Origin of the sequence: Streptomyces sp. M92, from assembly GCF_028473745.1 — a bacterium.
Classification (GTDB): Bacteria; Actinomycetota; Actinomycetes; order Streptomycetales; family Streptomycetaceae; genus Streptomyces.
In genome coordinates this window covers 6,650,292-6,676,320 of sequence record NZ_CP101137.1, presented here as the reverse complement: position 1 = coordinate 6,676,320, position 26,029 = coordinate 6,650,292, and the positions used below count along the sequence as shown (strand labels likewise).

Here is a 26,029-nt window from a genome sequence, read left to right as displayed (position 1 = left end):
CTCCGCTTCCTCACGGTGTGTGACTGGGGGTTGACACCACGGTAGGAAGCGGCGACCGCGCCCGACAAGCGACGAAGGCTGCGCGTACACGCACCATCGCTGCGTTGTTCACCAGGTCAGCGCACGTCTGCTGCGCCTTCGGGGGCGAGGAGGCCGGTTCCCGCCTCCGGACTGTCCGGGATCAGGTGGGACAGCACCATCACGCTGATCGTCTTGCGGATGAACGGCTCCGCACGGATGCGCTCCAGCACCTCCTCGAAGTGCTCCACGTCCCGCGCCCGCACGTGCAGCAGCGCGTCCGCGCCGCCCGTCACCGTCATCGCCGCCGTGATCTCGGGATAGCCGCGCACCACCTCCGCCAGCCGCCGCGGCGGCGCCGCCCCCTCGCAGTACACCTCCACGTACGCCTCGGTGCGCCAGCCCAGCGCCGAGGGCCGCACCGTCGCCGTGAACCCGGTGATCACGCCGGTCTCGCGCAGCCGGTCCACCCGGCGCTTGACCGCCGTCGAGGACAGCCCGACCTCCCCGCCGATCTCGGCGAAGGACGTCCTGGCGTTCGCCATCAGGGCGGTGACGATCTTCCGGTCGAGTTCGTCGAACGGGCTGGGCCTGCTGTTCATGCGGGCACTGTATCCAGCGGATACGTCCACGTCGGGGGCGTGTTCAGGCGTACGGATTACTCCTACACTCCACCTTCATGCTGCGCGCCCTGGCTGTCGACGACGAACGCCCCACGCTCGAGGAACTCGTGTACCTGCTGAACGCCGATCCCCGCATCGGCACGGCGGAGGGCGCGGGCGACGCGACCGAGGCGCTGCGCCGCATCAACCGGGCCCTGGAGTCGGGTCCCGACGGACCGGACGCCATCGACGTCGTCTTCCTCGACATCCAGATGCCCGGCCTCGACGGACTGGACCTCGCCCGGCTGCTGACCGGGTTCGCCCGGCCGCCGCTGGTCGTGTTCGTCACCGCGCACGAGGACTTCGCCGTCCAGGCCTTCGACCTGAAGGCCGTCGACTACGTGCTCAAACCCGTCCGCAGGGAACGGCTGGCGGAAGCGGTCCGCCGGGCCGCCGAACGGCGTGGCACCGAAGCCTCCCCGGCCCCCCGCATCCCCGTGCACGAACCCGACCCCGACCACGTCACCGTGGAGCTCGGCGGCGTCACCCGCTTCGTCCCCGTCGACGACATCACCCACGTCGAGGCCCAGGGCGACTACGCCCGCCTGCACACCGACAGGGGCAGCCACCTCGTCCGCATCCCCCTGTCCACCCTGGAGGAACGCTGGCGCGCCCGCGGCTTCGTCCGCATCCACCGCCGCCATCTCGTCGCCCTGCGCCACATCGGGGAGCTCCGCCTGGACGCCGGCAGCGTCAGCGTCCTGGTCGGCACCGAGGAACTCCAGGTCAGCCGCCGCCACGCCCGCGAACTGCGGGACCTGCTCATGCGGAGGCCGTGAGTCCCATGCCCCAGGACCCCACCGAGCGCCGCGTCACCGTCACCGGCCCGCCCAGGCGCACCCTCCCCCACGCCCGGCTTCGCTCGCGCGGGCGGTACCCCCACGCCTCGGGCTACTACCGCCCGCGCACCGAGATCGACGAGCAGACCACCCTCGGCCACACCTACGTCCGCTCCCTGATGCGCAGCCAGCTGCGCGCCGGTCTCGCCGCCCTCGCGGTCCTCGGCCTCCTGGTCGGGCCGCTGCCGCTGCTGTTCGCGGCGATGCCCGACGCCCGCCTCCTGGAGTGGGCCGTCCTCGGCTTCGGCCTGTACGCCCCGCTCGTCCTCCTCGCCCGCTGGTACGTGCGCCGCGCCGAGCGCAACGAACGCGACTTCGTGCGCCTGGTCGAGGACCGATGACCCCGCCGGACCCGGCCCTGAAGGCACCGAGGGAACCGAAGGCACCGAAGGCGATGAACGCACCGTGAACTCCAGCTACGCCATACCCGCCGTCGCCCTCGTCGTCGTGGCCACCGTCCTCGTCGGCGCCTTCGGCCTGCGCATCTCCCGCACCACCTCCGACTTCTACGTCGCCTCCCGCACCGTCGGCCCCCGCCTGAACGCCGCCGCCATCAGCGGCGAGTACCTCTCCGCCGCGTCCTTCCTCGGCATCGCGGGCCTGGTCCTCGTCCAGGGACCCGACATGCTCTGGTACCCGGTCGGCTACACCGCCGGCTACCTCGTCCTGCTCCTGTTCGTCGCCGCCCCGCTGCGCCGCTCCGGCGCCTACACGCTGCCCGACTTCGCCGAGGCCCGGCTCGCCTCCCAGGGGGTACGGCGGCTGGCGGGGGCCTTCGTCGTCGGCGTCGGCTGGCTGTACCTGCTGCCCCAGCTCCAGGGCGCCGGACTGACCCTCACCGTGCTCAGCGGGGCCCCCGACTGGCTCGGCGGGGTGATCGTCGCCGTCGTCGTCACCGCCATCGTCGCGGCCGGCGGCATGCGCAGCATCACCTTCGTCCAGGCCTTCCAGTACTGGCTCAAGCTCACCGCCCTCCTCGTCCCCGCCCTCTTCCTGGTGCTGGCCTGGCAGGGCGACGGCGCCCCCGGCCGTCCCTTCGAGGAACCCGCCACCTTCCGCGAGCAGCGCTCGGTACGGGTCGACGACACCCTCACCCTCAAGCTGGAGCGGCCGCTCACCGTCACCGTCGACGGCACCGTGGACGGCCGCGCCCACGACGGCTCCCGCGTCGACCTGCCCACCGGCACCCACCGCATCGAGGCCGGCACCCGCCTGACCTTCGCCGAGGACGCCGCCGTCCCGGCCGCCGGACGCGGCGCCGACGACGCCCTGTCGCCGTCGCGGGCCGAGAGCCGCACCGAACGCCCGCTGTACGCCACGTACGGCCTGATCCTCGCCACCTTCCTGGGCACCATGGGCCTGCCGCACGTCGTGGTCCGCTTCTACACCAGCCCGCACGGCGTCGCCGCCCGCCGCACCACCGTCGCCGTCCTCGGCCTGATCGGCGCCTTCTACCTGCTGCCGCCCGTCTACGGCGCCCTCGGCCGCATGTACGCCCCCGAACTGACCCTCACCGGCGACGCGGACGCCGCCGTCCTGCTGCTGCCCGACCGGGTGATCGGGGGAGTGGGCGGCGACCTGCTGGGCGCGCTGGTGGCGGGCGGGGCCTTCGCCGCGTTCCTGTCCACCGCGTCCGGGCTGACCATGGCGATCGCGGGCGTGCTCACCCAAGACGTGCTGCCGTCCCGGGCGGTACGGCACTTCCGGCTCGGCACGGTCCTCGCCATGGCCGTGCCGCTGGCGGCGAGCGCCCTGGTCGGCGGTCTGCCTATCGCCGACGCGGTGGGCCTCGCCTTCGCGGTGTCCGCATCGTCCTTCTGCCCGCTGCTGGTCCTCGGCATCTGGTGGCGGCGGCTGACCCCGCCCGGCGCGGCGGCCGGGATGCTGGTGGGCGGCGGCTCCGCGCTGCTCGCCGTCGCCGCCACCATGGGCGGCTTCCCGGACGGCGACGGCGCGCTGCACGCGCTGCTGGCCTGGCCCGCGCTCTGGTCGGTGCCGCTGGGCTTCCTCACCATGGTGCTGGTCTCGCTGGCCACCCCGGCGCGGGTGCCGGCCGGGACGGCGGCGATCCTGGCCCGCTTCCACCTGCCGGAGGAGCTGCGCGCGGACGAACTGCGCAAGGAGGTGTCCCCGTGAGCGGCTCCGTGAGCGGTTTCCTGGCCGGCCTGGCCGTCGCCGTGCTGCCCCTGCTGGCCGCGGGCTTCTGGCTGGGGCGCCGCACGGCCCGCCCGCAGAACCTGGGCGGGCTCGGCACCCCGGTCGAGCACGCCACCTTCCAGACCCTGCACACCGCCTCCCTGGCCACGCCCCCGCTCAGGGCCGGTCTGACCGAGGAGACGGCCGGCAAGTCCGCCCGCAAGCTGCGCTCGCTGCTCGGCACGGACGCGCTGTGCCTGACCGATCTCAAGGAGGTGCTGGTCTGGGACGGCGCGGGCGCCCACCACCGCACCGAGATCATGGAACGCCTGGCCGGCCCGCTGGAGACCGGCCGCGGCGAAGCCTTCCCGCTCACCTGTGACACCCCGGACTGCGCGGTGCGCTGGGCGGTCGTCGCCCCGCTCACCGTCGACGACCGGGTCCACGGCGCGCTGGTCGCCTGCGCGCCCCGCGAGTCCGCCGTGCTGGTCCGGGCGGCGGGCGAGGTCGCCCGCTGGGTCTCCGTCCAGCTGGAGCTGGCCGACCTCGACCAGTCCCGCACCCGGCTCATCGAGGCCGAGATCAAGGCCCTGCGCGCCCAGATCTCCCCGCACTTCATCTTCAACTCGCTCGCGGTGATCGCGTCCTTCGTCCGCACCGACCCCGAGCGCGCCCGCGAGCTGCTGCTGGAGTTCGCCGACTTCACCCGCTATTCGTTCCGCCGGCACGGCGACTTCACCACCCTCGCCGACGAGCTGCACGCCATCGACCACTACCTGGCGCTGGTGCGGGCCCGCTTCGGCGACCGCCTTGCCGTCACCCTCCAGGTCGCCCCAGAGGTGCTGCCGGTCGCCCTGCCCTTCCTGTGCCTCCAGCCGCTCGTCGAGAACGCCGTCAAGCACGGCCTGGAGGGCAAGTCCGACCGCTGCCGCATCCAGATCACCGCGCAGGACGCAGGCGCCGAGGCCCTGGTCGTCATCGAGGACGACGGCGCCGGCATGGACCCCGGCCTGCTGCGCCGCATCCTGGCACGCGAGGTGAGTCCCTCGGGCGGCATCGGGCTGTCCAACGTCGACGACCGTCTCCGCCAGGTCTACGGGGACGACCACGGCCTCGTCATCGAGACGGCCGTCGGCGCGGGCATGAAAATTACCGTCCGGCTGCCGAAATACCAGCCGGGCGTGCACTCGGCGGGCCGCGTCGGCCGCGAGTGAGACAACGCGTACGCCCCTGCGCGGGGCTCAGGCGCTGCGCGTGGCGACCATCCCCACGGTGATCAGCCCGAGCACGACCCAGCCGAACCACAGCCAGCCGTTGCTCCCGAGCGCCACCGTGTAGGCCGTCACCGCGACCAGGCCTCCGATGGTGAGCGCCCCCATCGTCTTCGTCGAACTGTCCGTGGAACCGGGCATCGCAACACCCTCCTCATGGTCCGTTCCCCTCCATGGTGCCCCCGTTCTGCCGTTGTACGGTGCAGACGACCAGATGTGACCCGGATTTCCAGGAACCCTCGGCCGTCCGGGACCCGGCCTCGTACAGGGAGGGATCGAACCCGTAGTCGCGCGGCGGCACCTCCCGCGCGCACGCCCCGTCCGCCGCCGCGGGTGCCTCGGCGAGCGTGACGCCGGCGGCCAGCCGGGTGAAACCCAGCACCTGGGCGTCGTACCGGCCGCCGCAGGACACCAGCCGGACCTCCCGCGCGGAGCGCACGTCCAGACAGTCCCGGCGCTGCATGGTCGCGGTGTCCGCGAACACCGCCCCGGGCTCCCGGTGCCGGCCCAGCGGCCCGTACACCGGCCCGTACGCCCCCAGCACCAGGCAGGCGGTGCGCCGCCGGGCGGTCTCGAACCCGTCCTCGACGGGGACGACCGCCACACTCCGCACCCCGGCCAGCCGGCCCCGCAGCTCCCGGGTCCGCTCCTCGCAGCGGGCGGGTCCCAGCTCGCGGGCCTCCCCGGCGGAGGAGGCGGGCACGAAGGCCATCACCTGCCCGTCGGGCGCCCCGCCCCGGCAGTCCGCGTCCACGGCCAGGCGCGGGGTCCCCGCGAACCGGGTGCCGCCGGGCCAGCGGGCGCGCACGCAGTCCCCGTCCTCCAGCGGCGCGACCAGCCCCACGGCGGCGCCGTACGGCGCCCCGGCCCCGTCGGTGCCCCGGTCGGCCAGTGCGTACCAGACGCCGCTCAGGGCGAGCAGCACACCGAGCCCGCCGGCCAGGGCGGCACGCGGCGCGCGCGGACGCCGCCGCCGATGTCCGCCGTTCGGGGGAAGCGGCCCGGCGACGGGCGTGGGCGCCGAGGACCAGGGCGGCTGTGATCCGGGGTCGGTCCGGGGCCGGACGTACGTCTCGGTCTGCGGGGTGACGATCCACGCCAGTTCCGCCTCCGCCTCGGCCACTGTGACGCGGGGCGGGGGACCGGCGAGCAGCCTCTCCAGCAGCGGCCCGAGCGCACCGGCCCGCACGGGAGGCACCGCCAGGTCCCGGCCGGAGGGATCGCGGCCCTCGACGGCGTGGTGGAGCGTGCGGCCCAGCGAGTTCAGACCGTCACCGTCCAGCGGGGCGGCCGTGCCGGGGCCCGTCAGCAGAATCCGGCCGTACGGCGCCCCCAGGCGGTCCGGCGCCAGCAGCACCCCCGCCGGCTCCACGGCCCGCTCGTGCCCGGCGGCCCACGCGTCGAGCACGGCGAGCCCGATCCGGGCGCACTCGGCAGGCGCCAGCGGCCCGCTCCGGGCCACCAGCTCCCTCAGAGTGACGGCACCGGGGACGTACTCCATGACGATCCACGAGACGCCCTCGTGCTCCACCACGTCATGGACGGTGACCATGTGCGGATGGACGCGCGCGGGCGGCAGGGCCCGGACGCCGCTGCGGGCGGCCCGCAGCGCGACCTCGCCGCCCAGCCGCCGATCGCGGGCGAGCCACACGCGGCCCGGCCCGCCGGCGCCCAGCGGGCGCAGCAGCAGATAGCGACCGGCCACCACCTGGCCGGAAAACGCGTGACGCGTCATACCGCTCCCCCCGGGCGGTTCCCCCGACGCGCCACATGCTACTGAACGAAGCCGCCGCTCAGCCGCCGCGTGTGTTCAGTGCGGCCAGATAGGCGTTGTACGCCTCGAGTTCCTTGTCACCGTCGCGGTCGGCGGCGCGGTCCTTGCGGCGGGCCTGCCGCTCCTCGGAGGCGTACCACTGGAACAGCAGGGCGAGCAGCACCAGCACGGACGGGACCTCGCTGAAGGCCCAGGCGATGCCGCCGGCCGCGTTCTGGTCGGACAGGGCGTCGATACCGAGCGAGGCGGGCGGGTTCTGGAACGTCTCGACCATGGGCGAGGACGCCATCATCAGCGCGATGCCGAAGAACGCGTGGAACGGCATGCCCGCGAACAGCTCCAGCATCCGCATCACATACCCCGGCCGGTGCGGGCCCGGGTCCACGCCCATGATCGGCCAGAAGAACACCAGCCCGACGGCGAGGAAGTGCACCATCATCCCGATGTGCCCGACCTTGGAGCCCATCAGGAAGTCGAAGAGCGGGGTGAAGTACAGCGCGTACAGGCTCGCGATGAACAGCGGGATGGTGAACGCGGGGTGCGTGATGATCCGCATGTAGCGGCTGTGCAGCAGCTTCAGCAGCAGCTCGCGGGGTCCCTTGCGGCCACGGCCCGCCGTGGGCAGAGCGCGCAGGGCCAGGGTGATCGGCGCGCCGAGCAGCAGCAGGATCGGCGACACCATGCTGATGATCATGTGCTGCACCATGTGCACGCTGAACATGACCATGCCGTAGTCGTTGAGCTTGGTGCACATCATCAGCACTACGCTCAGCACACCGACGACGAACGACACGGTCCGGCCGACCGGCCACTTGTCCCCGCGCCGGGTCAGCCGGACGACTCCCCAGCCGTAGAGCGCCAGTCCCAGGAGACAGGCGATGAGGAAGAAGGGGTCCGCCGACCACGCGAGACCTCGCCCCAGCGTGAACGGCGGCAGATCCATCATCATGCCGTGCCCGCTGTGATCCATCCGCCGGCTCCTGTTTCGTGGGGGTTGAGCGCGGTTGAGCGCTGTCTGTCCGAAGCAAGACTAGAACCGCCCCCGGCCACTGTTGTGACCGGGGGCGGTGAAGCGCGCCCCCAAGGGGCGCGGGGCTGTATCGATGTGCGGCTCCGCCGCGTGGGCGCGAACAACCACGTACCAGCCGCGGACGGCGTGTCACAGCAACCTCAGAGAACGCACTCCGCCTCTGCGTAACGAGCACTCGGCACCGTCTTCAACGACGCCACCGCCTCCGCGAGCGGCACCATCCGGATGTCCGTCCCGCGCAGCGCCGTCATCATCCCGAACTCCCCCCGGTGCACCGCCTCGACCGCGTGCCACCCGAACCGAGTCGCCAGCACCCGGTCGTACGCCGTGGGCGTCCCGCCCCGCTGCACGTGCCCGAGGATCACCGGCCGGGCCTCCTTGCCGAGTCGCTCCTCCAGCTCGATCGAGAGCTGGCGGGCGATCCCGGCGAAGCGCTCGTGGCCGTAGACGTCCTTGCCGCCCTCGTCGAAGTCCATCGTGCCGGGCTTCGGCTTGGCGCCCTCCGCGGCGACCACGATCGCGAACCGCTTGCCCGCCGAGAACCGCTCGCCGACCTTCGCGGTCAGCTCGTCGATGTCGAAGGGCCGCTCCGGGACGACGACGGCGTGCGCGCCGGCCGCCATGCCCGAGTGCAGCGCGATCCAGCCGGTGTGACGGCCCATGACCTCGACGATCAGCACCCGCTGGTGGGACTCGGCGGTGGTCTTCAGCCGGTCCAGGGCCTCGGTGGCGACGGTGACCGCGGTGTCGAAGCCGAAGGTCACGTCGGTGACCGCTATGTCGTTGTCGATGGTCTTCGGCACGCCCACGATCGGCAGGCCGTTGTCGGACAGCAGCCGCGCCGCCTTGAGCGTGCCCTCGCCGCCGATCGGGATGATCGCGTCCAGGCCCAGCTGCTCGACGTGGCCGCGGGCGCGCTCCACGCCGTCCCGCAGGTGCTCGGGACGGACCCGGGAGGAGCCGAGGATGGTGCCGCCGCGGGCGAGTATGCCGCCGACCGCGTCGAGGTCGAGCTTGAGGTAGTCGCACTCCAGGAGGCCCTTCCAGCCGTCCCGGAAACCGATGACCTCGTCGCCGTGGTCGACGACGGCGCGGTGCACGACGGACCGGATGACGGCGTTCAGGCCGGGGCAGTCGCCGCCGGACGTGAGGACACCAATGCGCATAGCCCGAAATACCTTCTCAAGTGGCACGGGTCCGGACCGCGCTGTCCGGCTCGATCCCCGCCACCCTAGCGGCATCGGGGGGCGGGACCGAACCGTGCGTCCGCCTACTGGACGTGCCCGCTCACCTGTGCGGATGAGTCATCAGACGGGCCGTCGCGGCAGGCTTCGGGCAGCCGTCAGGCGGGCTGCTGCGCCGCCGCGATCCGCTCGTTGCGGAGCGCCTCGTACCACCGGTCGTCGGTCGGCGGCAGCGCGTTCACGTCGAGGGCCAGCTTCAGCAGCAGGTCCGCGATCTGCGGGTTGCGTGCCAGCACCGGGCCGTGCATGTACGTGCCGAAGACCGTGTCGTTGTACGCGCCCTCCGTGCCGTCCCCGGTGCCGTTGCCGTTGCCGAAACGGACCTGGGCCAGCGGGCGGGCGCTGGGGCCCAGATGGGTGACGCCCTGGTGGTTCTCGAAGCCGGTCAGCGGGGGCAGGCCCAGGCGCGCGTCGATGTCGCCGAGCACGTCGCCGACGCACCGGGCGCCCTCGCCGCGCGTGGAGACCACGTCGAGCAGGCCGAGGCCCGGCTCGCGCTGGCCGAGGTCGTTGATGAACTCGTGGCCCAGGATCTGGTAGCCGGCGCAGACGGAGAAGACGATCGCGCCGTTCTCCACCGCCCGGTGCAGGCCGCCGTCGCGGCGCAGCCGCTCGGCCGCGAGCCGCTGCGGGCGGTCCTCGCCGCCGCCGATGAGGTAGATGTCGCCGGAGGTCGGGATCGGCTGGTCGCTGCGCACGTCGAGCCGGGCCACGTCGAGGCCGCGCTGCCGCGCCCGGCGCTCCACGACGAGGGCGTTGCCCTGGTCCCCGTACGTGCTGAGCAGGTCCGGGTAGATCCAGACGATCCGCAGTTGGTTGTCGCTCACGAAAGTCCCCTGAAATCTCGCGGTCAGTTGCCGACGCGGCGGCGCAGGTCCTGGAAGGCGGTGTAGTTCGCGATGACCTCGATCCGGCCGGGCGGGCACAGCGACACCGCCTGGTCGAGGTCCTCGCACACCTGGAACTGCTGGTTCGCGACCTCCAGGCGCACCGCGAGGTCCAGCTTCCGGTCGCCGATCACACAGATCGGGTGGCCGGACAGCCGGGTGTAGTCGACGTCCCACAGCCAGGAGGTGTCGGTGCCGTCGGCGCCGCGCGCGTTCACCGAGAGGATCACCGGGGCCGGCGGCGGGTCGATCAGGGAGAAGGTCTCCAGCCAGCCCGCCGGGTTCTTGGCGAGCAGCAGGCGCAGGTCGCGGCCCTGGAACTGGACGACGTCGTAGCGTCCCGCGACCGCCTGCACTTGGTACATGCGCTCCAGCGCGACCTGCGGCGGTACCCCGAAGACGGCGGCGACGGCGGCCGACGAGGCGGCGTTGGCCTTGTTGGCGCGGCCCGGCAGCTGGAGGTGGATCGGCCAGGCGGAACCGTGCGGGTCCAGGACGTGGTCGCCGGAGAGCGCCCAGCTCGGCGTCGGGCGGCGGAAGCCGCACTCACCGCAGAACCAGTCGTCGCCCGGACGCTGCATCACGCCGCCGCAGGACGGGCAGGACCAGGCGTCGTCCTTCCACATCTGCCCGGCGGCGACCCAGATCACGTTGGGGGAGGACGACGCGGCCCACACCACCAGCGGGTCGTCGGCGTTGGCGACGATCACGGCCTTGGAACCGGCCAGGCCCTCGCGCCAGTTCTCCGCGAGCATCCGGGTCTCGGCGGCGCGGTCGAGCTGGTCCCGGGAGAGGTTGAGCAGGGCGATGCACTTCGGCTCGGTGGCCTGGGCGACGCCCACGAGGTACTTCTCGTCGACCTCGATGACGCCGTACCGGGCCTCCGAACCGGCCGCGAGGGCCGAGGTGATGCCGGCCGGCATGTTGGCGCCGAGCGCGTTGGAGACGACCGGGCCGGCCGCCTTGAGCGCCTCGGCGATGAGCCGGGTCGTGGTGGTCTTGCCGTTGGTCGCCGAGACCAGGGTCACGTCCAGGTGCCCGGCGAGCCGGTGGAGGAGGTCGGGGTCGAGTTTCAGCGCGACCCGGCCGCCGATCACCGAACCGCTGCCGCGCCCGGCGGCGCGAGACGCCGCCGCGACCGCCTTGCCCGCGGTCACGGCGATCTTGGCCCGCGGCGTGAGCGGGTCCGAGTTGCCTGCCATCAGTTCTCGATCCTCCTTGCGTACGCGCCGCGCCTTAGCCTGACCGGCCACGTGGTGGGACCTCAGCCTATCGAGATCCATTCGCACTCCCGAATCGCGGCACCGGCCACGGGGCTCCGGCGGTGGGCGCGCGCCGCCGGGGGACACAGGGACCTTACTCTTGCCGCCATGCGACACGGCTCCATCCCGGGCGCCCACGGGCGCGTCCGGCCCCTCAGTCTCCTCGGAGATCCCGTCCTGCACGCCCCCTGCGAGGAGGTGACGGACTTCGGTCCGGAACTCGCGGCGCTCGTGGAGGACTTGTTCGCCACGATGTACGCCGCGCGCGGTGTGGGGCTGGCCGCCAACCAGATCGGCGAGCGGGTCCGGGTCTTCGTCTACGACTGCCCGGACGACGAGGACGAGCGCCACCTCGGCCACGTGGTGAACCCGCGGCTGGTGGAGACCGGCGGCGTGGTGGTGCGCGGGCCCGAGGGCTGCCTGTCGCTGCCGGGGCTGGAGGCCGGGACCGAGCGCCACGACGAGGCGGTGGTGGCCGGTTTCACGGTGACCGGGGAGCCGGTCACCGTGCGCGGCACGGGGTTCTTCGCGCGGTGCCTCCAGCACGAGTGCGACCACCTGGAGGGCGGCATCTACGTGGACCGCCTCACGGGGTGGCGCAGGCGGCGGGTGCTGCGGCGGGCGGCCAGGGCGCCATGGGGACGCGCCGGGGCGCCGGAGCGGGTGGAGGGGCGGGCCTAGAACCCGGGGCCGCCCGCCTTGTCCCCGGCCTCGGCGAGCCGGCCCCACAGCAGGTCGGCCAGACTGCGCACCAGCTCCGCCCGGGAACACGGGCGTTCGCCCAGCCACCAGTCCCCGGCGGCGTGCATCATGCCGACGATCCCGTGGCCCCAGACCCGGGCCAGCTGCTGGGTGCCCGGCCCGACGTCCAGGCGCTCCTCGATGACCTGGGCCAGCTCCTCGCCCATGCGGCGCAGCAGCGGCGCCGAGTGCTTGCCGACGTCGAAGCCGGACTCGGCCTGGTCGCCCGGAGCGGTGGCGCCCTCGGCCGGATGCATCAGGAAGCGGTACACCTGCGGGCGTGCCTCGATGGCCGCCAGATAGGTGTCCAGGGTGGACTCGACGCGCCTGCGCCGCTCCGCCGGGGCGTCCAGGGCGGCCCGCAGCGAGGAGAGGAGCGCGTCGGTGTGCCGCTGCGCGAGGGCGGCGTAGAGTCCGCCCTTGTCGCCGAAGTGGCGGTAGAGGATGGGCTTGGTGATGCCGGCCTCGGCGGCGATGGCGTTCATCGAGGCCTGCGGGCCGTCGCGCAGCACCACCCGGTCGGCGGCCTCCAGAAGCTCGCGCCGTCTGCGGTCGGCGGACCGCTGCTGATCGGTCCGCTGTGTGGTGTCCATGTGCTCTCCCCACCCGTGCTCGTTCGGTGACGCCTGCGCAAACTAACACTCACAGGGCGTGGGACATCGAACGGGAGGGCGACGGGTTCTCGGGAGTTGACTTTTCTTACCCGTCGGTAACAGACTCATGTTACCGCAAGTAACATGCACGTGCGTCACTGGAGGGGACATGGCCGAGTTCACCATGGAGCTCAACGACGAACAGAAGGAGGTCCGGGACTGGCTGCACGGCTTCGCGGCCGACGTCATCCGTCCCGCGGCCGCCGAATGGGACGAGCGTGAGGAGACTCCCTGGCCGGTCATCCAGGAGGCCGCCAAGGTCGGCATCTACTCCCTCGACTTCTACGCCCAGCAGTACTTCGACCCCACCGGCCTCGGCATCCCCATGGCCATGGAGGAGCTGTTCTGGGGGGACGCCGGCATCGCCCTGTCCATCGTCGGCACCGGCCTCGCCGCCGTCGGCGTCCTCGCCAACGGCACCGAGGAGCAGATCGGCACCTGGATCCCCCAGATGTACGGCGACGCCGATGACGTGAAGGTCGCCGCGTTCTGCTCCTCCGAGCCCGACGCCGGCTCCGATGTCGCCTCCATGCGCACCCGCGCGGTGTACGACGAGGCCAAGGACGAGTGGGTGCTCAACGGCACCAAGACCTGGGCGACCAACGGCGGCATCGCCAACGTCCACGTCGTCGTCGCGGTCGTCGACGCGGAACTGGGCTCCAAGGGCCACGCGTCCTTCATCGTCCCGCCGAACACCCCGGGGCTGTCCCAGGGCCAGAAGTTCAAGAAGCACGGCATCCGCGCCTCGCACACCGCCGAGGTGATCCTCGACAACGTGCGCGTCCCCGGCTCCTGCCTGCTCGGCGGCAAGGAGAAGCTGGACGCGCGCCTGGCCCGCGCCCGGGAGAAGGCCAAGAAGGGCGGCGAGCGTGTCAAGAACGCGGCGATGGCCACGTTCGAGGCGTCCCGCCCGGCGGTCGGCGCCATGGCGGTGGGCACCGCGCGTGCCGCGTACGAGGTGGCGCTGGAGTACGCCCAGACGCGTGAGCAGTTCGGCCGCCCGATCATCGACAACCAGGGCGTCGCCTTCCAGCTCGCCGACATGCGCACGTCGATCGACGCGGCGCGGCTGCTGGTGTGGCGGGCCTCCTGGATGGCGATCAACGGCAAGCAGTTCACAGCGGCCGAGGGGTCGATGTCCAAGCTCTTCGCGAGCGAGACGGCGAAGAAGGTCACCGCCCAGGCGGTGCAGATCCTGGGCGGCAACGGCTACACGCGGGAGTACCCGGTGGAGCGGATGCACCGGGACTCCGCGATCTACACGATCTTCGAGGGGACGAGTGAGATTCAGCGGTTGGTGATTGCGCGGACGCTCGCCGGGATGCCGATTCGTTGAGCGCCGTTGTGGGTTCTGTGTGATGCGGGGTGCGGGTCCGTTGTGGCTGGTCGCGCAGTTCCCCGCGCCCCTGAGGTCGGGACGCTCACCGGTGCTTCAAAGGTGTGAGCTGTTCGATGTCGTAGCGCTTCCTCAGCGCCTCGATCGCCTCATGGTCCGGCGGGCCCCCGTTCCCGAGGATCTCCAGTAGTTCCTCGAAGTAGCGCTCGTGGTCAGGGGGCGGGCTGGCCTGGAAGAACATCTTGGCCGGCTCGCCCGTCGGGTTCGCGAACGCGTGGGGGCACCCGGGCGGTACGACGATGACCGTGCCGGGCGTGGCCCGGACCACCCGGTTGCCGGAACTGGATTCCCACTTCTGCCAGTTGTCCGGCGTACGGACGCGCGGCTCGAAGGCGAGCACGTCCAGCTCGCCCTCCAGCACGTAGAACAGCTCCTCGCTGCGAGTGTGCACGTGGGCGCCGACGTCGAAGCCCGGCGGCACGATCACCTCGAAGGTCGAGGCCATGCGCGAGTGCGAACCGGTCACCTTGAAGGTGACGTGCTGGGCCGGCGCCTGGACGACCCGCCCGTGCCCCGGCGGCACCAGCAGCCCCTCGGTCGCCGCCGCGAGCGCGCTCACCAGGTCACCGGCAGGGCCTCGGGCCCGCGGATCAACGCCCCCTTCTTGAAGGGCACGTCCTCGGGCGGCACCGCGAGCTTCATGCCGGGCACGCGGTCCAGAAGGGTGTCGACCAGCAGCTCCGACTCCAGGCGGGCCAGCATGCCGCCGGGGCAGTAGTGTGGGCCGAAGCCGAAGGACACGTGCGGGTTGGGGTTGCGGGAGAAGTCGATCGCGTCCGGGTCCGGGAAAACCTCCGGGTCCCGGTTGGCCGCAAGGTACGACACGTAGACCGCGTCGCCCGCCCGGATCCGCACCCCTCGCAGCTCCACGTCCTCCAGAGCGATCCGGGACAGCCCGACCGCGTTGCGATGGGGAATCCAGCGCAGCAGCTCGTCGATGGCCCGCGGACGGATCTCCGGCTCGGAACGCAGGCGTTCGGCCAGTTCCCGGCGGGTCAGCAGCAGGTAGAACATCTGCCCGCTGTTGTTGGTGACCGCCTCGCCGCCGATCTGGAGCAGGACCGCCAGTCCGACCGCCTCCGCCGTCGTGACCTCGTCCCGGGCGACGGCGGCACCGAGGAGCGAGGTGACGTCCTCGCCGGTGCCGTCGGACCGCGCACCGATGAGGTCGGCGAAGTAGTCGTTCATCTCCTGCTTGGCCCGCTCGCTGACCTCCGCGCCGTGCGACGAGGACAGGATCAGCTGGGTCCAGGTGTGCATGCTGTGCCGGTCGGCGGCCGGGACACCCATCAGCTCGCAGATCACCGCGATGGGGAAGGGGCTGAGGACCGCCTCGGTCAGGTCGGCCGGCGGGCCGGCCTTCAGCATGGCGTCGACGAGTTCGTCGAGCATGGAACGGGACCGGGAGCGCACCCGCTCGACGCCCCGCGCGGTGAACGCGGCGGCGACCGAGCGGCGCAGCCGGGTGTGATCCGGCGGGTCCAGGAACCCGACCGCGCCACGCGCCGGGATGAAGTGCGGGGCGAGCCGGGTGACCTGCCGGTCCATCACCGCCTCGCGGCCGAACCGGGGATCGTTGGTGACCAGGCGGACGTCGTCGTGCCGGGTCACCAGCCACGCCCAGCCCTCGCCGTTGGGCAGCGAGATCCGGGTGACGGGCCCCTCGCGCATCAGCTCGGTCAGGACGGGGTCGAAGTCGGTGCCCGGCAGGTCGACGGCCGGCCAGTCCCGGACCGGCGGTGCGGTCCGGTCGATCGCTTCTTCAGTCACGCTTGCCTCACGCCTTGCAACTCGTCGGAGGTCCGCTCGTCGGAGGTCTGCCAGCGACCCAGGGACATCTCCGCGGTGATGCCCGGACCGAAACCGGCCAGCAGCCCGCGCGCCCGGTCGTGGACGCCGCCTTCGTCGAAGAGCCTGCGCAGCGCGTCCAGGACGACGGCGCTGGCGATGTTCCCGTACTCGGTGAGTGTGGCCCGGCTGAACCGGAACGCGTGCGGATCGACCTTGAGGAACTTGCTGAGGTCGTCCAGGATCCGCGGCCCGCCCGCATGCACCACGTAGAAGTCCAGGTCGGAGGCGTCCCACCCGTGGGTACCCGCGAGATCCGTCAGGGCCGGCGCGAGCGGCTCCATGGTGGCCGGCACCCGCTTGTCCAGCAGGAAGTGGAAGCCCGTCGCCTTCACGTCGTACATGATCCACTCCTCGGTCTTGGGGATCAGGTACGAACCGTTGCGCTCCAGCCGGACACCGGTGCCGCCCCGGCCGCGGACCACCGCGGCGGCGATGCCGTCGCCGAAGAGGCCGTTGGAGAGCAGGGAGCCCACGCCGATGTCGGTGGGCTGGTAGCACAGCGAGCAGAACTCGCAGGCCACGATCAGCGCGTTGGCCTCGGGATAAGCGGTGCAGAAGTCGTGCGCCCGGTTGATGGCCGCACCGCCGGCCGCGCAGCCGAGCTGGGCGATGGGTATCTGCCGCGTGGTGCTCTCGAAACCCATCTCGTTGATCAGCCACGCCGTCAGCGACGGCATCATGAAGCCCGTGCACGACACGTAGATGATCACGTCGATGTCGGTGGTGAGCAGTTCCGCGTCGTCCAGGGCCCGCTGGACCACCGCCGGGACCCGGGCCTTCGCCTCCCGCTCGTAGAGCCGGTTGCGGTCCTCGAAGCCGGGGTGCTTCAGGGTCTCCTCGATGGGCTGCACGATGTGCCGGGTGCGGACCCCGGTGTTCTCTATCAACCGGAGGGCCAGCGGCAGTTGGGGGTGGTCGGCGTGGCGCTCGCGCGCCAGCTGCAGCGTCTCCTCCATCGTGATCACGTGCTCCGGAACGGACACCGAGGGTCTGCACAAAGTCGCCATGTACCGTGCCTGCTTTCGCCTCGCGGAAGGCTCGCGCCCCCCGGCCGGGAAGTGCCGCACCCTTTTCGGGGCGCACACCCACGATCACTCACGGGGGCGGCGATCTCTCGCCGGGCTACTCCGTCTCGGGGAACGGGCGGGGACGTGCAGGGGTGGGCGGGGACGAGCAGGGACGGGCGGGCGTGGCGTCAGGTGGACTGGCCGCTGCTGTGGGCGATGCAGGCCACGTCGATCCGGTCGGCCAGCTTGGCGAGCTCGATGGTCAGGGCCGCGACCGTGTCCTCGTCCAGACTCTCCTCGCCGGCCTCCACCAGGTGCAGCCAGCGCCCGCCGACCGTGCGCAGCAGCTTGCTCACGTCGGACGCGGCGACCTGGAGCGTGCCGCGGTCGTCGACGATCAGAGGCAGGGTCACTTCGCGGTTCACAAGGGGGATCGTAGTCGCGGAAGGCTCACGCCCCGTGCCACACGGTGGTGATGTTGCAGAACTCCCGGATTCCGTGCCCGGACAGCTCACGCCCGTAGCCCGACCGCTTGACCCCGCCGAACGGGAACGCCGGATGGGACGCCGTCATCCCGTTGACGTACACGCCGCCCGCCTCCAGGTCCCGTACGAAGCGGTCGACGTCGGCGTCGTCGCGGGTCCACACGTTGGAACTGAGTCCGAAGTCCGTGTCGTTGGCGATCAGCACCGCCTCGTCCAGGTCGGCCGCGCGGTACAGCGTGGCGACCGGGCCGAAGGCCTCCTCGCGGTGGATGCGCATCTCGCGGGTGACGCCGGCCAGCACGGTCGGCGGGTAGTACCAGCCGGGCCCGTCCGGGCGTTCGCCTCCGCACAGCACCTCGGCGCCGCCGCGCACCGCGTCGTCGACCAGCTCGACGAGGTCTTCGACCCCCTGCTCGCTGGAGAGCGGGCCCACCTCGGTCTCCTCGTCCATGGGGTCGCCCACCTTCAGCGCCTTCATGCCCTCGGTGAAGCGGGCGACGAAGGCGTCGTACACGTCGGTGTGCACGATGAACCGCTTGGCGGCGATGCAGGACTGACCGGCGTTCTGGGTGCGCGCGGTCACAGCGACTTCGGCGGCCCGGTCGACATCGGCGGACGGCATCACGACGAACGGGTCGCTGCCGCCCAGCTCCAGCACCGTCTTCTTGATCATCTCCCCGGCGGTGGAGGCGACCGCGCGGCCGGCCGGCTCGCTGCCGGTCAGGGTCGCGGCCCGCACGCGCTCGTCGCGCAGGACGTCGTCCACGGCCGCCGAACCGATCAGCAGGGTCTGGAAGCAGCCCTCGGGGAAGCCCGCGCGGTGGAACAGGTCCTCCAGGTACAGGGCCGTCCGCGGCACGTTCGAGGCGTGCTTGAGCAGGCCGACGTTGCCCGCCATCAGGGCCGGGGCGGCGAACCGGACCACCTGCCAGAGCGGGAAGTTCCACGGCATCACCGCGAGCACCGGGCCGAGCGGACGGTAGCGGACCAGGGCCCGGGAGGCGCCGGAGTCCTTGACGTCGGACGCGGCGGGCTCCTCGTCGGCCAGCAGCTCCGCCGCGTGGTCGGCGTACCAGCGCATCGCCTTGGCGCACTTGGCGGCCTCCGCGCGGGCCTGCTTGACCGGCTTGCCCATCTCGGTGGTGATCACCTTGCCGATCTCGTCCCGGTCCGCCTCCAGCAGGTCGGCGGCGCGGTGCAGCAGCCGCGCCCGCTCGTCGAAGCCCGTCGTCCGGTACGTGCGGAAGGTGGCCTCCGCGAGCTGGAGCCGGCGCTCGATCTCCTCCTCGCCCATGGCCTCGTACGTCCTGAGCGTCTCGCCGTTCGCCGGGTTCACCGTCGCGATGGGCATGGCCGACCTCCTGGGGTGCGCGTTCGTGCCTCGACCTTGGCGCGCGGCGGGGCAGGCCGCAACGCGGACGGGGTCCGTCGCCGCCGGTCGACTCTCTCCTCAGTGCGAGTGCTCAGCCAGCCGGTCGAGAAACGCGGCCTGCGCCCTGACGATCACCTCGCGCGCCCGGGCGAGCGGGAACCACGCCACCCGGTCCAGCTCCGGGAACTCCGCGATCCGGCCCGACCGCGGCGGCCACTCCATGCGGAAGGTGCCGGGGACGACCGTCGCCGGGTCGAGGTCGGCCTCGACGGCCCACGCCGTGACGACCTTCCCGCCTGCCTGCCGCACCTCGCCGAGCGGAACGGCTCCGCCCTCCGGCGGCGGCAGCCCCAGTTCCTCCTCGAACTCGCGCCGGGCCGCGTCCCAGGCCTGCTCGGCAGGGTCGTACTCGCCCTTCGGGATCGTCCACGCCCCGGCGTGCCGGCGGGTGTAGAAGGGGCCGCCCATGTGACCGAGCAGCACTTCGGTGCCGTCGGCGCCGGGCCGGTGCAGCAGCAGGCCCGCGCTGCGCCTCACGGGGCCACCCCGGGGTGGGCGGCGAGCAGGGCGTCCACCGTGTCCGCGTCCTCGGGGCGCTTGTCCTCGCGGTAGCGGACCACGCGGGCGAAGCGGAGGGTGACGCCGGCCGGGTAGCGGGTGGAGCGCTGGAGGCCGTCGTAGGCGATCTCGACGACGAGTTCGGGGCGTACGGTCACGCCCCAGGGGTGTTCCTGGACGGCCAGCTCCTGGAGCCGTCCGGTCTGCCAGGCCAGCAGCGCGTCGGTCATGCCCTTGAAGGTCTTGCCGAGCATGGCGTAGGCGCCGTCGGCGGTGCGGGCGCCCAGGTGCAGGTTGGAGAGCTTGCCGGTGCGGCGGCCGTGGCCCCACTCGGCGGCCAGGACGACCAGGTCGAGCGTGTGGACGGGCTTCACCTTGAGCCAGGACGCGCCGCGCCGGCCCGCGCTGTAGGCGGCGTCGAGCCCTTTGACCACGACGCCCTCGTGGCCGCGCTCCAGTGTCTCGGCGAGGAACTCCTCGGCGGCCGGCGCTCCCTGCGGCCCGTCCACGACAGTGCGCCGCACGCGCGTCGGCTCGGGCACCAGCCGGGCCAGCTCCGCGTGCCGCTCGGTCAGCGGCAGGTCGAGCAGGTCGCGGCCGTCGACCAGGAGCGCGTCGAAGAACACGACGGAGACGGGCACCGCCCGCGCCGCCGTGGCGACGTCCGTGCGGGAACCGACCCGTCCGGCGGTCTCCTGGAAGGACCTGGGGCGTCCGTCCGCGTCGAAGGAGATCACCTCGCCGTCGAGGATGAACCGCTCGCCGGGCAGTTCGAGGGCCGCCTCGGTCACCTCGGGGAGCCGTTCGGTGATGTCGTCGAGGGTGCGGGTGTACAGCCGCACCGAGCCGCCCTCGCGGTGCACCTGGACGCGGATGCCGTCCAGCTTCTCCTCGACCGCGCAGGCGCCCAGCCTGCCGACCGCCTCGGCGACCGAGGAGGCGCTGTGCGCCAGCATCGGCAGCACCGGGCGGCCCACGGTGAGGGAGAACCGGTCCAGGGCGCCGGGGCCGTCGGCGAGCAGGACCTCGGCGACCGTCTGCAGCGAACCCGCGAGCATCACGGCCCGCCGTACGTCCGCGGGGGGCGTGCCGGTCGCCGCCGCCAGGCCCTCGACGGCCGCCGCGTCCAGGGCGCCCTGCCGGACCTCGCCGGTGAGCAGGCCGATCAGGAAGCGCTGCTCCTCCTCGGTGGCGGCGCCCATCAGCTCGCCGACCTGCCGCGACCGCTCGGCCTGCGAACCGGCGCCGGACACCGCGCCGAGCAGGGTGAGCCGGGCGTCCACGTCGCGCACCGTCAGGGACGGTTCGGCGGCCGGGGCGACCGGGCGGCTCAGCACCTTCCAGCCGACGCCGATCCGGCCCTGGGGGAGCCGGCCCGCGAGATAGGGGATGACCACGGGCACGTCCGCCGCCTCGGCCTCCCGGAACAGCTCCGCGAGCAGGGCGGTCTTCCGGGAGCGCGCCGAGGTGGCGGCGACCTCCCGGGACACTCGGGCCAGGCGGGCGAGCAGCATGCAGCCATGGTGCACCGGGGAGGCCGGGTCCACACCCGAGAACGGGCTTCGGGTCCTGCGGGCCCCGAGGTCCTGTCCGGCGGATCATGCCGCAGACGCGGGGTCCGCCACGCCCATCTGCGCCGATCAGTCGCCGCGCCTTTCCCGCGACCTGATCCACCGGACAGAGCCGAGAACGCGCCTCGGGTCCCGCGGGCCACGCGGACCCCGAGGCGCGCGCCCCGGCTGCCTCACCCCGCGATCGCCGCGTCCAGGTCCGACATGATCAGGTCCCCGACGATCGCCGACGCCGCGCGGTAGCCGCCGCTCGCCGCGTGGACGACCTGCTCGGCGAAGCCCATCGCGTTGCCGGCGGTCCATACGCCGGGCACCGAGGTCCGCCCCGTCGGGTCCACCACGGGGTACGCCCCGAACGGGGTTTCCTGCAGCTCGGCGCCGAGCCGCTCGATCAGGCCGGTCTGCGGCACGGCCTTCGGGGCGACGAAGACCACCGAGCGGTCGTGCACCGTGCCGTCCGCCAGCCGTACGCCGGTGAGCCGGTCGTCCTCGGTCCGCAGGCCGGCGACCTCGCCGGGGACCACCTTGACCCCGGCGGCGGCGAGCCGGCGCAGGTCGTCGTCGGACAGGTCCGCCTCGGCGACCGTGTGCAGGAAGAGCGTCACGTCGTCGGACCAGCCGGACACCATCAGCGCCTGGTGCACGCTCATCGGGCTCGTGGCCAGCACACCGAAGCGCTCGTCGCGCACCTCCCAGCCGTGGCAGAACGGGCAGTGCAGCACGTCCCGGCCGAACCGCTCGGCGACGCCGGGCACCTCGGGCAGTTCGTCCCTGAGTCCGGTGGTGACGATCAGCCGGCGCGCCCGTACGGTCCGCCCGCCGGCCAGCGACACCGCGAAGCCGTCGCCCCGCGTCACGTCCACCGCCCGGTCGCGGACGAGCTCCACGCCGTAGCGGGCGATCTCCTCCCTGCCGAGCTCCAGGAACTCCGCCGGCGCCATCCCGTCCCGGGTCAGGAAGCCCTGCATGTGGGCCGAGGGCGCGTTGCGCGGCTCACCGGCGTCGACGACCAGGGTGCGCAGTCGCGAGCGGCCCAGGACGAGGGCGGCGGACAGTCCGGCCGCGCCACCGCCCACGACGGCGACGTCGTACCGGTCGTTGTTGTTCGGGCTGTCGTTCAGGTCCTTGTTGCGGGTCACGGTGACCACCTCCACGGACAAGGTCGCTCGACAGCGCGGTATTGACAAATGAACTTGCCGGTTCTGCAATAAACACATGACTGCAGACGACGTTCTCGCCGGTGTCGGCCCCAGGCTCCGGCAGGTGCGCAAGGAGCGGGAGGTGACCCTGGCGGCGCTGTCCGAGACGACCGGCATCTCGGTGAGCACCCTGTCGCGGCTGGAGTCGGGGCTGCGCAAGCCGAGCCTCGAACTGCTGCTGCCCATCGCCCAGGCCCACCAGGTGCCGCTGGACGAACTGGTCGGTGCCCCGCCGGTCGGCGACCCGAGGGTGCGCGCCAAGCCGATCGTCCGGCACGGCCGCACCCACTGGCCGCTGACCCGCCAGCCGGGCGGACTCCAGGCGTTCAAGGTGCTGGAGCCCCGGCGCAAGGAGGAGCCGGACCCGCGCACCCACGAGGGGTACGAGTGGCTGTACGTCCTCTCCGGCCGGCTGCGGCTGGTGCTGGGCGACCACGACGTGGTGCTGTCGGCGGGGGAGGCCGCCGAGTTCGACACCCGGGTCCCGCACTGGTTCGGGTCGACGGGGGAGGGGCCGGTCGAGTTCCTGAGCCTGTTCGGCCCGCAGGGGGAGCGGATGCACGTACGGGCGCGCCCGGCGCGGGAGTGAGGGCGGGGGCGTGGCGCACGGCTGCCTTCGACCTGTTCCCTGATCGGCAAGCGACCGCTTAGTATGCGGGGGACCGGTCGGACGACGCAGTCGGTGGAGGCCCCGCATGCAGGCATGGCAGGTGCACGAGAACGGCGAGCCGGGCGAGGTGATGCGCCTCGCGGACGTGGCGCCGCCGAGCCCCGGCGAGGGCCAGGTCCTGCTGAGGGTCCGCGCCGCCAACATCAACTTCCCGGACGCGCTGATGTGCCGGGGCCAGTACCAGGTCAAGCCGCCGCTGCCCTTCACGCCGGGCGTGGAGATCTGCGGGGAGACCGAGGACGGACGCCGCGTCCTCGCCAACCCCGCGCTGCCGCACGGCGGTTTCGCCGAGTACGCCCTCGCCGACGCCCGGGCCCTGCTGCCCGCGCCGGACGCCCTGGACGACGCCGAGGCCGCCGCCCTGCACATCGGCTACCAGACCGGCTGGTTCGGCCTGCACCGCCGGGCCCGGCTGGAGGCCGGCGAGACGCTGCTGGTCCACGCCGCCGCCGGAGGGGTCGGCAGCGCGGCCGTGCAGCTCGGCAAGGCCGCCGGCGCCACCGTCATCGGTGTCGTCGGCGGCCCCGAGAAGGCGGCCGTCGCCCGCGAACTGGGCTGCGACGCGGTCGTCGACCGGCACGCCGAGGACGTCGTCGCGGCCGTCAAGGAGGCCACCGGCGGCCGGGGCGCCGACGTGATCTACGACCCGGTGGGCGGGCAGGCCTACGCCCAGTCCGCCAAGACCGTCGCCTTCGAGGGCCGGATCGTCGTCGTCGGCTTCGCGAGCGGCACGATCCCCAGCCCCGCGCTGAACCACGCCCTGGTGAAGAACTACGCGATCCTCGGCCTGCACTGGGGCCTGTACAACACCAAGAACCCGGAGCTGGTCCGGCACTGCCACGAACAGCTCACCGAACTCGCCGCGCGGGGCGCGATCAAGCCGCTGGTCAGCGAGCGGGTGCCGCTCGCCGACGCGGCGGACGCCGTGCAGCGCGTCGCCGACGGCAGGACGACCGGCCGCGTGGCCGTCGTACCGGAGCAGCAGGAGAAGGGAGCCGCCGCATGACCGACGCAGCGGAACTGCGCCGCCGTACCCAGGAGTTGCTGGCCGCCCACCCGCCGACGAGCACCGAGCGCCTGGACTTCCTGCGGGCCCGCTTCGACGCCGGACTCGCCTGGGTGCACTACCCGGAGGGCCTCGGCGGACTCGGCGCCCCCCGCTCCCTCCAGGCCGTCGTCGACGCCGAACTGGCGGCCGCCGGCGCACCCGACAACGACCCCCGGCGCATCGGCATCGGCCTCGGCATGGCCGCCCCGACCATCCTCCAGTACGGCACCGACGAGCAGAAGCGCCGCCTGCTGCGCCCGCTGTGGACCGGCGAGGAGGTCTGGTGCCAGCTGTTCAGCGAGCCGGGCGCCGGGTCCGACCTCGCGGCGCTCGGCACACGGGCCGTGCCCGACGGCGAGGACTGGGTGATCAACGGCCAGAAGGTGTGGACCTCCAGCGCCCACCTCGCCCGCTGGGCCATCCTCATCGCCCGCACCGAGCCGGACCTGCCCAAGCACAAGGGCATCACCTACTTCCTGTGCGACATGACCGACCCCGGCGTCGAGGTCCGGCCGCTGCGCCAGATCACCGGCGAGGCCGAGTTCAACGAGGTCTTCCTCACCGACGTACGCATCCCCGACGCCATGCGCCTCGGGGAGCGGGGCGACGGCTGGCGGGTCGCGCAGACCACGCTCAACAACGAGCGCGTCGCCATCGGCGGTTCCGCGATCCCCCGCGAGGGCGGCATGATCGGCAAGGTCGCCGCCACCTGGCGCGAACGCCCCGGACTGCGCACCCACGACCTGCACCAGCGGCTGCTCGGCCTGTGGGTCGAGGCCGAGGTCGCCCGGCTCACCGGAGTGCGGCTGCGCCAGCAGCTGGCGGCGGGGCAGCCGGGGCCCGAGGGCGCCGGCATGAAGCTGAACTTCGCCCGGCTCAACCAGGAGATCAGCGGTCTGGAGGTCGAACTCCTCGGCGAGGAGGGCCTGCTGTACGACGACTGGACCATGCGCCGCCCCGAACTGGTGGACTTCACCGGCCGCGACGCGGGCTACCGCTACCTGCGCTCCAAGGGCAACAGCATCGAGGGCGGGACCAGCGAGGTCCTGCTGAACATCGTCGCCGAGCGTGTGCTGGGCCTGCCCGCCGAGCCGCGCACCGACAAGGACGTCGCATGGAAGGACCTCGCCCGATGAGCGCACAGCCGGATCTGCTCTACTCGGAGGAGGAAGAGGCGCTGCGCGCCGCCGTCCGGGACCTGCTCACCGACCACTGCGCCCCGGCGGACGTCGTCGCCCGCACCGAGTCGGACACCCCGCACGACCTGCCGCTGTGGAAGACGCTCGCCGGCTCGATGGGCCTCGCGGGCCTGCTGGTCCCCGAGGCGCTGGGCGGCCAGGGCGCCACCCACCGCGAAGCGGCCGTGGTGCTGGAGGAGCTGGGCCGGGCGGTCGCCCCGGTGCCGTACCTGACCAGCGCGGTCGTCGCCACCGAGGCCCTGCTGGCCTGCGGGGCCGACGACCTGCTCACCGGACTGGCCTCCGCCACGACCGTCGCCGCACTGGCCGTCGGACTGCACGTCGCCCCCGGCGGCGCCGTCCCGCACGTCCGGCTCGAAGGCGGCACCCTGCACGGCGAGTCGACCGGCATCGCGGACGCGGCCGTCGCCGACGTGCTGCTGGTGCCCGCCGACGACGGGGGCCTGTACGCGGTCCGCACCGCCGACGCGGGGGTGACCGTCACCCCGCAGGTCTCCCTGGACCTCACCCGGCCCCTGGCCGCCGTGTCCCTCGACGGGGCGGCCGGGCAGCGGCTGGGCGAGGCCGGACCGGCCGTGCGCCGCGCCCTGCGGGCCGGTGCCGGCCTGCTCGCCTCGGAGCAACTGGGCCTCGCCGACTGGCTGCTGACCGAGACGGTCCGCTACCTCAAGGAACGCAGGCAGTTCAACCGTCAGGTCGGCGGGTTCCAGGCCCTCAAGCACCGGCTCGCCCGGCTGTGGCTGGAGGTCGCGGGCCTGCGCGCCGCCGCCCGCAACGCCGCCGACGCCCTGGCGACCGGCACGGACACCGACGTGGCGGTCGCCGTGGCCCAGGCGTACGCGGCCCGGGTCGCCGTCCACACCGCCGAGGAGGCGCTGCAACTGCACGGCGGCCTCGGCATGACGTGGGAACACCCGGTCCACCTCCACCTGAAGCGGGCCAAGGCCGACTCGATCGCGTACGGCACGGCGGGCACCCACCGGGAGGTCCTGGCCGAGTCGGTCGACCTGCGAGCCCCCTGACATCACACCGTTCCCCTCCGGTCCTGCCCGTCCCGCCAGGGGCGGGCATTTCCGTGTCCGCCCCCGGCGGACCCGGTGAACGACCGGCGGCGGTCCGGCCAACTCCCCGCACGGCTCTGCTCCTCACCGGCATC

General features: G+C 72.9%; 26 protein-coding genes. 10 read left to right on the top strand and 16 right to left on the bottom strand.

What is annotated here, in order from left to right; genetic code table 11:
• Positions 1-116 precede the first annotated feature (116 nt).
• Positions 117-620, bottom strand: coding sequence for an Lrp/AsnC family transcriptional regulator (locus M6G08_RS30760; protein ID WP_272590398.1), 504 nt, complete (start codon positions 618-620; stop codon positions 117-119).
• 77 nt (positions 621-697) lie between these two features.
• Between M6G08_RS30760 and M6G08_RS30755 the strand changes: the two genes are divergently transcribed.
• From M6G08_RS30755 to M6G08_RS30740, 4 genes are all read left to right on the top strand, one after another.
• Complete coding sequence (locus M6G08_RS30755; protein ID WP_272590397.1) at positions 698-1,459, top strand: LytR/AlgR family response regulator transcription factor; 762 nt, start codon at positions 698-700, stop codon at positions 1,457-1,459.
• A gap of 5 nt (positions 1,460-1,464) precedes the next feature.
• Positions 1,465-1,860: a hypothetical protein gene (locus M6G08_RS30750; protein WP_272590396.1), complete on the top strand. Its 396-nt coding sequence runs from the start codon at positions 1,465-1,467 to the stop codon at positions 1,858-1,860.
• A 64-nt stretch (positions 1,861-1,924) separates the two neighbouring features.
• On the top strand, positions 1,925-3,655 hold the full coding sequence (locus M6G08_RS30745; RefSeq protein WP_272590394.1) for a sodium/solute symporter: 1,731 nt from the start codon (positions 1,925-1,927) through the stop codon (positions 3,653-3,655).
• An 8-nt stretch (positions 3,656-3,663) separates the two neighbouring features.
• The gene (locus M6G08_RS30740; RefSeq protein ID WP_073731479.1) at positions 3,664-4,869 is read left to right on the top strand and encodes a sensor histidine kinase; all 1,206 of its coding nucleotides are present in this window, start codon (positions 3,664-3,666) and stop codon (positions 4,867-4,869) included.
• 27 nt (positions 4,870-4,896) lie between these two features.
• On the opposite strand, the gene M6G08_RS30735 is transcribed toward M6G08_RS30740, so the two are convergent.
• The 6 genes from M6G08_RS30735 to M6G08_RS30710 all read right to left on the bottom strand — a co-directional run bounded on the left by M6G08_RS30735 (position 4,897) and on the right by M6G08_RS30710 (position 11,063).
• Positions 4,897-5,067, bottom strand: coding sequence for a membrane protein (locus M6G08_RS30735; protein ID WP_019327487.1), 171 nt, complete (start codon positions 5,065-5,067; stop codon positions 4,897-4,899).
• Between the two features lie 13 nt (positions 5,068-5,080).
• On the bottom strand, positions 5,081-6,661 hold the full coding sequence (locus tag M6G08_RS30730) for a septum formation family protein (RefSeq protein WP_272590393.1): 1,581 nt from the start codon (positions 6,659-6,661) through the stop codon (positions 5,081-5,083).
• A gap of 58 nt (positions 6,662-6,719) precedes the next feature.
• Positions 6,720-7,670 carry a cytochrome c oxidase assembly protein gene (locus tag M6G08_RS30725; RefSeq protein WP_272590392.1) on the bottom strand — a complete coding sequence of 317 codons (951 nt, stop codon included), beginning with the start codon at positions 7,668-7,670 and terminating at the stop codon, positions 6,720-6,722.
• A gap of 200 nt (positions 7,671-7,870) precedes the next feature.
• Positions 7,871-8,896 (bottom strand): 6-phosphofructokinase, encoded by a 1,026-nt coding sequence (locus M6G08_RS30720; protein WP_272590391.1) that lies wholly within the window; start codon positions 8,894-8,896, stop codon positions 7,871-7,873.
• 176 nt (positions 8,897-9,072) lie between these two features.
• The gene (locus M6G08_RS30715) at positions 9,073-9,801 is read right to left on the bottom strand and encodes a type 1 glutamine amidotransferase (protein ID WP_272590389.1); all 729 of its coding nucleotides are present in this window, start codon (positions 9,799-9,801) and stop codon (positions 9,073-9,075) included.
• Positions 9,802-9,824: 23 nt separating this feature from the next.
• Complete coding sequence (locus M6G08_RS30710; protein WP_073731312.1) at positions 9,825-11,063, bottom strand: Mur ligase family protein; 1,239 nt, start codon at positions 11,061-11,063, stop codon at positions 9,825-9,827.
• 168 nt (positions 11,064-11,231) lie between these two features.
• On the opposite strand from M6G08_RS30710, the gene def reads away from it, so the two are divergent.
• Positions 11,232-11,804: a peptide deformylase gene (def, locus tag M6G08_RS30705; protein WP_272590388.1), complete on the top strand. Its 573-nt coding sequence runs from the start codon at positions 11,232-11,234 to the stop codon at positions 11,802-11,804.
• Here def and M6G08_RS30700 read toward each other — a convergent pair.
• Positions 11,801-12,457, bottom strand: coding sequence for a TetR/AcrR family transcriptional regulator (locus M6G08_RS30700; protein ID WP_272590387.1), 657 nt, complete (start codon positions 12,455-12,457; stop codon positions 11,801-11,803). The genes def and M6G08_RS30700 overlap by 4 nt on opposite strands.
• Positions 12,458-12,626: 169 nt before the next feature.
• Between M6G08_RS30700 and M6G08_RS30695 the strand changes: the two genes are divergently transcribed.
• Positions 12,627-13,853, top strand: a complete 1,227-nt coding sequence (locus M6G08_RS30695) for an acyl-CoA dehydrogenase family protein (protein WP_272590386.1) — start codon at positions 12,627-12,629, stop codon at positions 13,851-13,853.
• 85 nt (positions 13,854-13,938) lie between these two features.
• On the opposite strand, the gene M6G08_RS30690 is transcribed toward M6G08_RS30695, so the two are convergent.
• From M6G08_RS30690 to M6G08_RS30655, 8 genes are all read right to left on the bottom strand, one after another.
• Positions 13,939-14,472 carry a cupin domain-containing protein gene (locus tag M6G08_RS30690; RefSeq protein WP_272590385.1) on the bottom strand — a complete coding sequence of 178 codons (534 nt, stop codon included), beginning with the start codon at positions 14,470-14,472 and terminating at the stop codon, positions 13,939-13,941.
• A complete protein-coding gene (locus tag M6G08_RS30685) occupies positions 14,469-15,683 on the bottom strand; it encodes a cytochrome P450 (protein WP_272590384.1) in 1,215 nt (404 codons plus the stop codon). The genes M6G08_RS30690 and M6G08_RS30685 overlap by 4 nt, the downstream gene beginning before the upstream one ends.
• The gene (locus tag M6G08_RS30680; protein ID WP_272591480.1) at positions 15,680-16,831 is read right to left on the bottom strand and encodes a type III polyketide synthase; all 1,152 of its coding nucleotides are present in this window, start codon (positions 16,829-16,831) and stop codon (positions 15,680-15,682) included. The genes M6G08_RS30685 and M6G08_RS30680 overlap by 4 nt, the downstream gene beginning before the upstream one ends.
• A 128-nt stretch (positions 16,832-16,959) precedes the next feature.
• Positions 16,960-17,196, bottom strand: coding sequence for a DUF6213 family protein (locus tag M6G08_RS30675; RefSeq protein ID WP_073731305.1), 237 nt, complete (start codon positions 17,194-17,196; stop codon positions 16,960-16,962).
• Between the two features lie 25 nt (positions 17,197-17,221).
• Positions 17,222-18,607 carry an NADP-dependent succinic semialdehyde dehydrogenase gene (locus tag M6G08_RS30670; RefSeq protein WP_272590383.1) on the bottom strand — a complete coding sequence of 462 codons (1,386 nt, stop codon included), beginning with the start codon at positions 18,605-18,607 and terminating at the stop codon, positions 17,222-17,224.
• A 99-nt stretch (positions 18,608-18,706) separates the two neighbouring features.
• The gene (locus M6G08_RS30665) at positions 18,707-19,165 is read right to left on the bottom strand and encodes an NUDIX hydrolase (RefSeq protein WP_272590382.1); all 459 of its coding nucleotides are present in this window, start codon (positions 19,163-19,165) and stop codon (positions 18,707-18,709) included.
• Positions 19,162-20,700, bottom strand: coding sequence for an ATP-dependent DNA ligase (locus M6G08_RS30660; RefSeq protein WP_272590380.1), 1,539 nt, complete (start codon positions 20,698-20,700; stop codon positions 19,162-19,164). Before M6G08_RS30660 ends, M6G08_RS30665 begins: the two co-directional genes overlap by 4 nt.
• A 230-nt stretch (positions 20,701-20,930) precedes the next feature.
• Complete coding sequence (locus tag M6G08_RS30655) at positions 20,931-21,896, bottom strand: NAD(P)/FAD-dependent oxidoreductase (RefSeq protein ID WP_272590379.1); 966 nt, start codon at positions 21,894-21,896, stop codon at positions 20,931-20,933.
• A 76-nt stretch (positions 21,897-21,972) separates the two neighbouring features.
• On the opposite strand from M6G08_RS30655, the gene M6G08_RS30650 reads away from it, so the two are divergent.
• The 4 genes from M6G08_RS30650 (at position 21,973) to M6G08_RS30635 (ending at position 25,895) form a co-directional block, all read left to right on the top strand.
• On the top strand, positions 21,973-22,545 hold the full coding sequence (locus M6G08_RS30650) for a helix-turn-helix domain-containing protein (RefSeq protein ID WP_272590378.1): 573 nt from the start codon (positions 21,973-21,975) through the stop codon (positions 22,543-22,545).
• A 106-nt stretch (positions 22,546-22,651) separates the two neighbouring features.
• Positions 22,652-23,632: an NADPH:quinone oxidoreductase family protein gene (locus M6G08_RS30645; protein ID WP_272590377.1), complete on the top strand. Its 981-nt coding sequence runs from the start codon at positions 22,652-22,654 to the stop codon at positions 23,630-23,632.
• The gene (locus tag M6G08_RS30640) at positions 23,629-24,810 is read left to right on the top strand and encodes an acyl-CoA dehydrogenase family protein (RefSeq protein WP_272590376.1); all 1,182 of its coding nucleotides are present in this window, start codon (positions 23,629-23,631) and stop codon (positions 24,808-24,810) included. Before M6G08_RS30645 ends, M6G08_RS30640 begins: the two co-directional genes overlap by 4 nt.
• Complete coding sequence (locus tag M6G08_RS30635; protein ID WP_272590374.1) at positions 24,807-25,895, top strand: acyl-CoA dehydrogenase family protein; 1,089 nt, start codon at positions 24,807-24,809, stop codon at positions 25,893-25,895. Before M6G08_RS30640 ends, M6G08_RS30635 begins: the two co-directional genes overlap by 4 nt.
• Positions 25,896-26,029: the final 134 nt, after the last annotated feature.

Bases quoted from the DNA above. Each gene is read 5' to 3' on its own strand.
- M6G08_RS30760 (WP_272590398.1), bottom strand. From the start codon at position 620: ATGAACAGCAGGCCCAGCCCGTTCGACGAACTCGACCGGAAGATCGTC.
- M6G08_RS30755 (WP_272590397.1), top strand. From the start codon at position 698: ATGCTGCGCGCCCTGGCTGTCGACGACGAACGCCCCACGCTCGAGGAA.
- M6G08_RS30750 (WP_272590396.1), top strand. From the start codon at position 1,465: ATGCCCCAGGACCCCACCGAGCGCCGCGTCACCGTCACCGGCCCGCCC.
- M6G08_RS30735 (WP_019327487.1), bottom strand. From the start codon at position 5,067: ATGCCCGGTTCCACGGACAGTTCGACGAAGACGATGGGGGCGCTCACC.
- M6G08_RS30730 (WP_272590393.1), bottom strand. From the start codon at position 6,661: ATGACGCGTCACGCGTTTTCCGGCCAGGTGGTGGCCGGTCGCTATCTG.
- M6G08_RS30725 (WP_272590392.1), bottom strand. From the start codon at position 7,670: ATGGATCACAGCGGGCACGGCATGATGATGGATCTGCCGCCGTTCACG.
- M6G08_RS30720 (WP_272590391.1), bottom strand. From the start codon at position 8,896: ATGCGCATTGGTGTCCTCACGTCCGGCGGCGACTGCCCCGGCCTGAAC.
- M6G08_RS30710 (WP_073731312.1), bottom strand. From the start codon at position 11,063: ATGGCAGGCAACTCGGACCCGCTCACGCCGCGGGCCAAGATCGCCGTG.
- def (WP_272590388.1), top strand. From the start codon at position 11,232: ATGCGACACGGCTCCATCCCGGGCGCCCACGGGCGCGTCCGGCCCCTC.
- M6G08_RS30700 (WP_272590387.1), bottom strand. From the start codon at position 12,457: ATGGACACCACACAGCGGACCGATCAGCAGCGGTCCGCCGACCGCAGA.
- M6G08_RS30695 (WP_272590386.1), top strand. From the start codon at position 12,627: ATGGCCGAGTTCACCATGGAGCTCAACGACGAACAGAAGGAGGTCCGG.
- M6G08_RS30670 (WP_272590383.1), bottom strand. From the start codon at position 18,607: ATGCCCATCGCGACGGTGAACCCGGCGAACGGCGAGACGCTCAGGACG.
- M6G08_RS30660 (WP_272590380.1), bottom strand. From the start codon at position 20,700: ATGCTGCTCGCCCGCCTGGCCCGAGTGTCCCGGGAGGTCGCCGCCACC.
- M6G08_RS30650 (WP_272590378.1), top strand. From the start codon at position 21,973: ATGACTGCAGACGACGTTCTCGCCGGTGTCGGCCCCAGGCTCCGGCAG.
- M6G08_RS30645 (WP_272590377.1), top strand. From the start codon at position 22,652: ATGCAGGCATGGCAGGTGCACGAGAACGGCGAGCCGGGCGAGGTGATG.
- M6G08_RS30640 (WP_272590376.1), top strand. From the start codon at position 23,629: ATGACCGACGCAGCGGAACTGCGCCGCCGTACCCAGGAGTTGCTGGCC.
- M6G08_RS30635 (WP_272590374.1), top strand. From the start codon at position 24,807: ATGAGCGCACAGCCGGATCTGCTCTACTCGGAGGAGGAAGAGGCGCTG.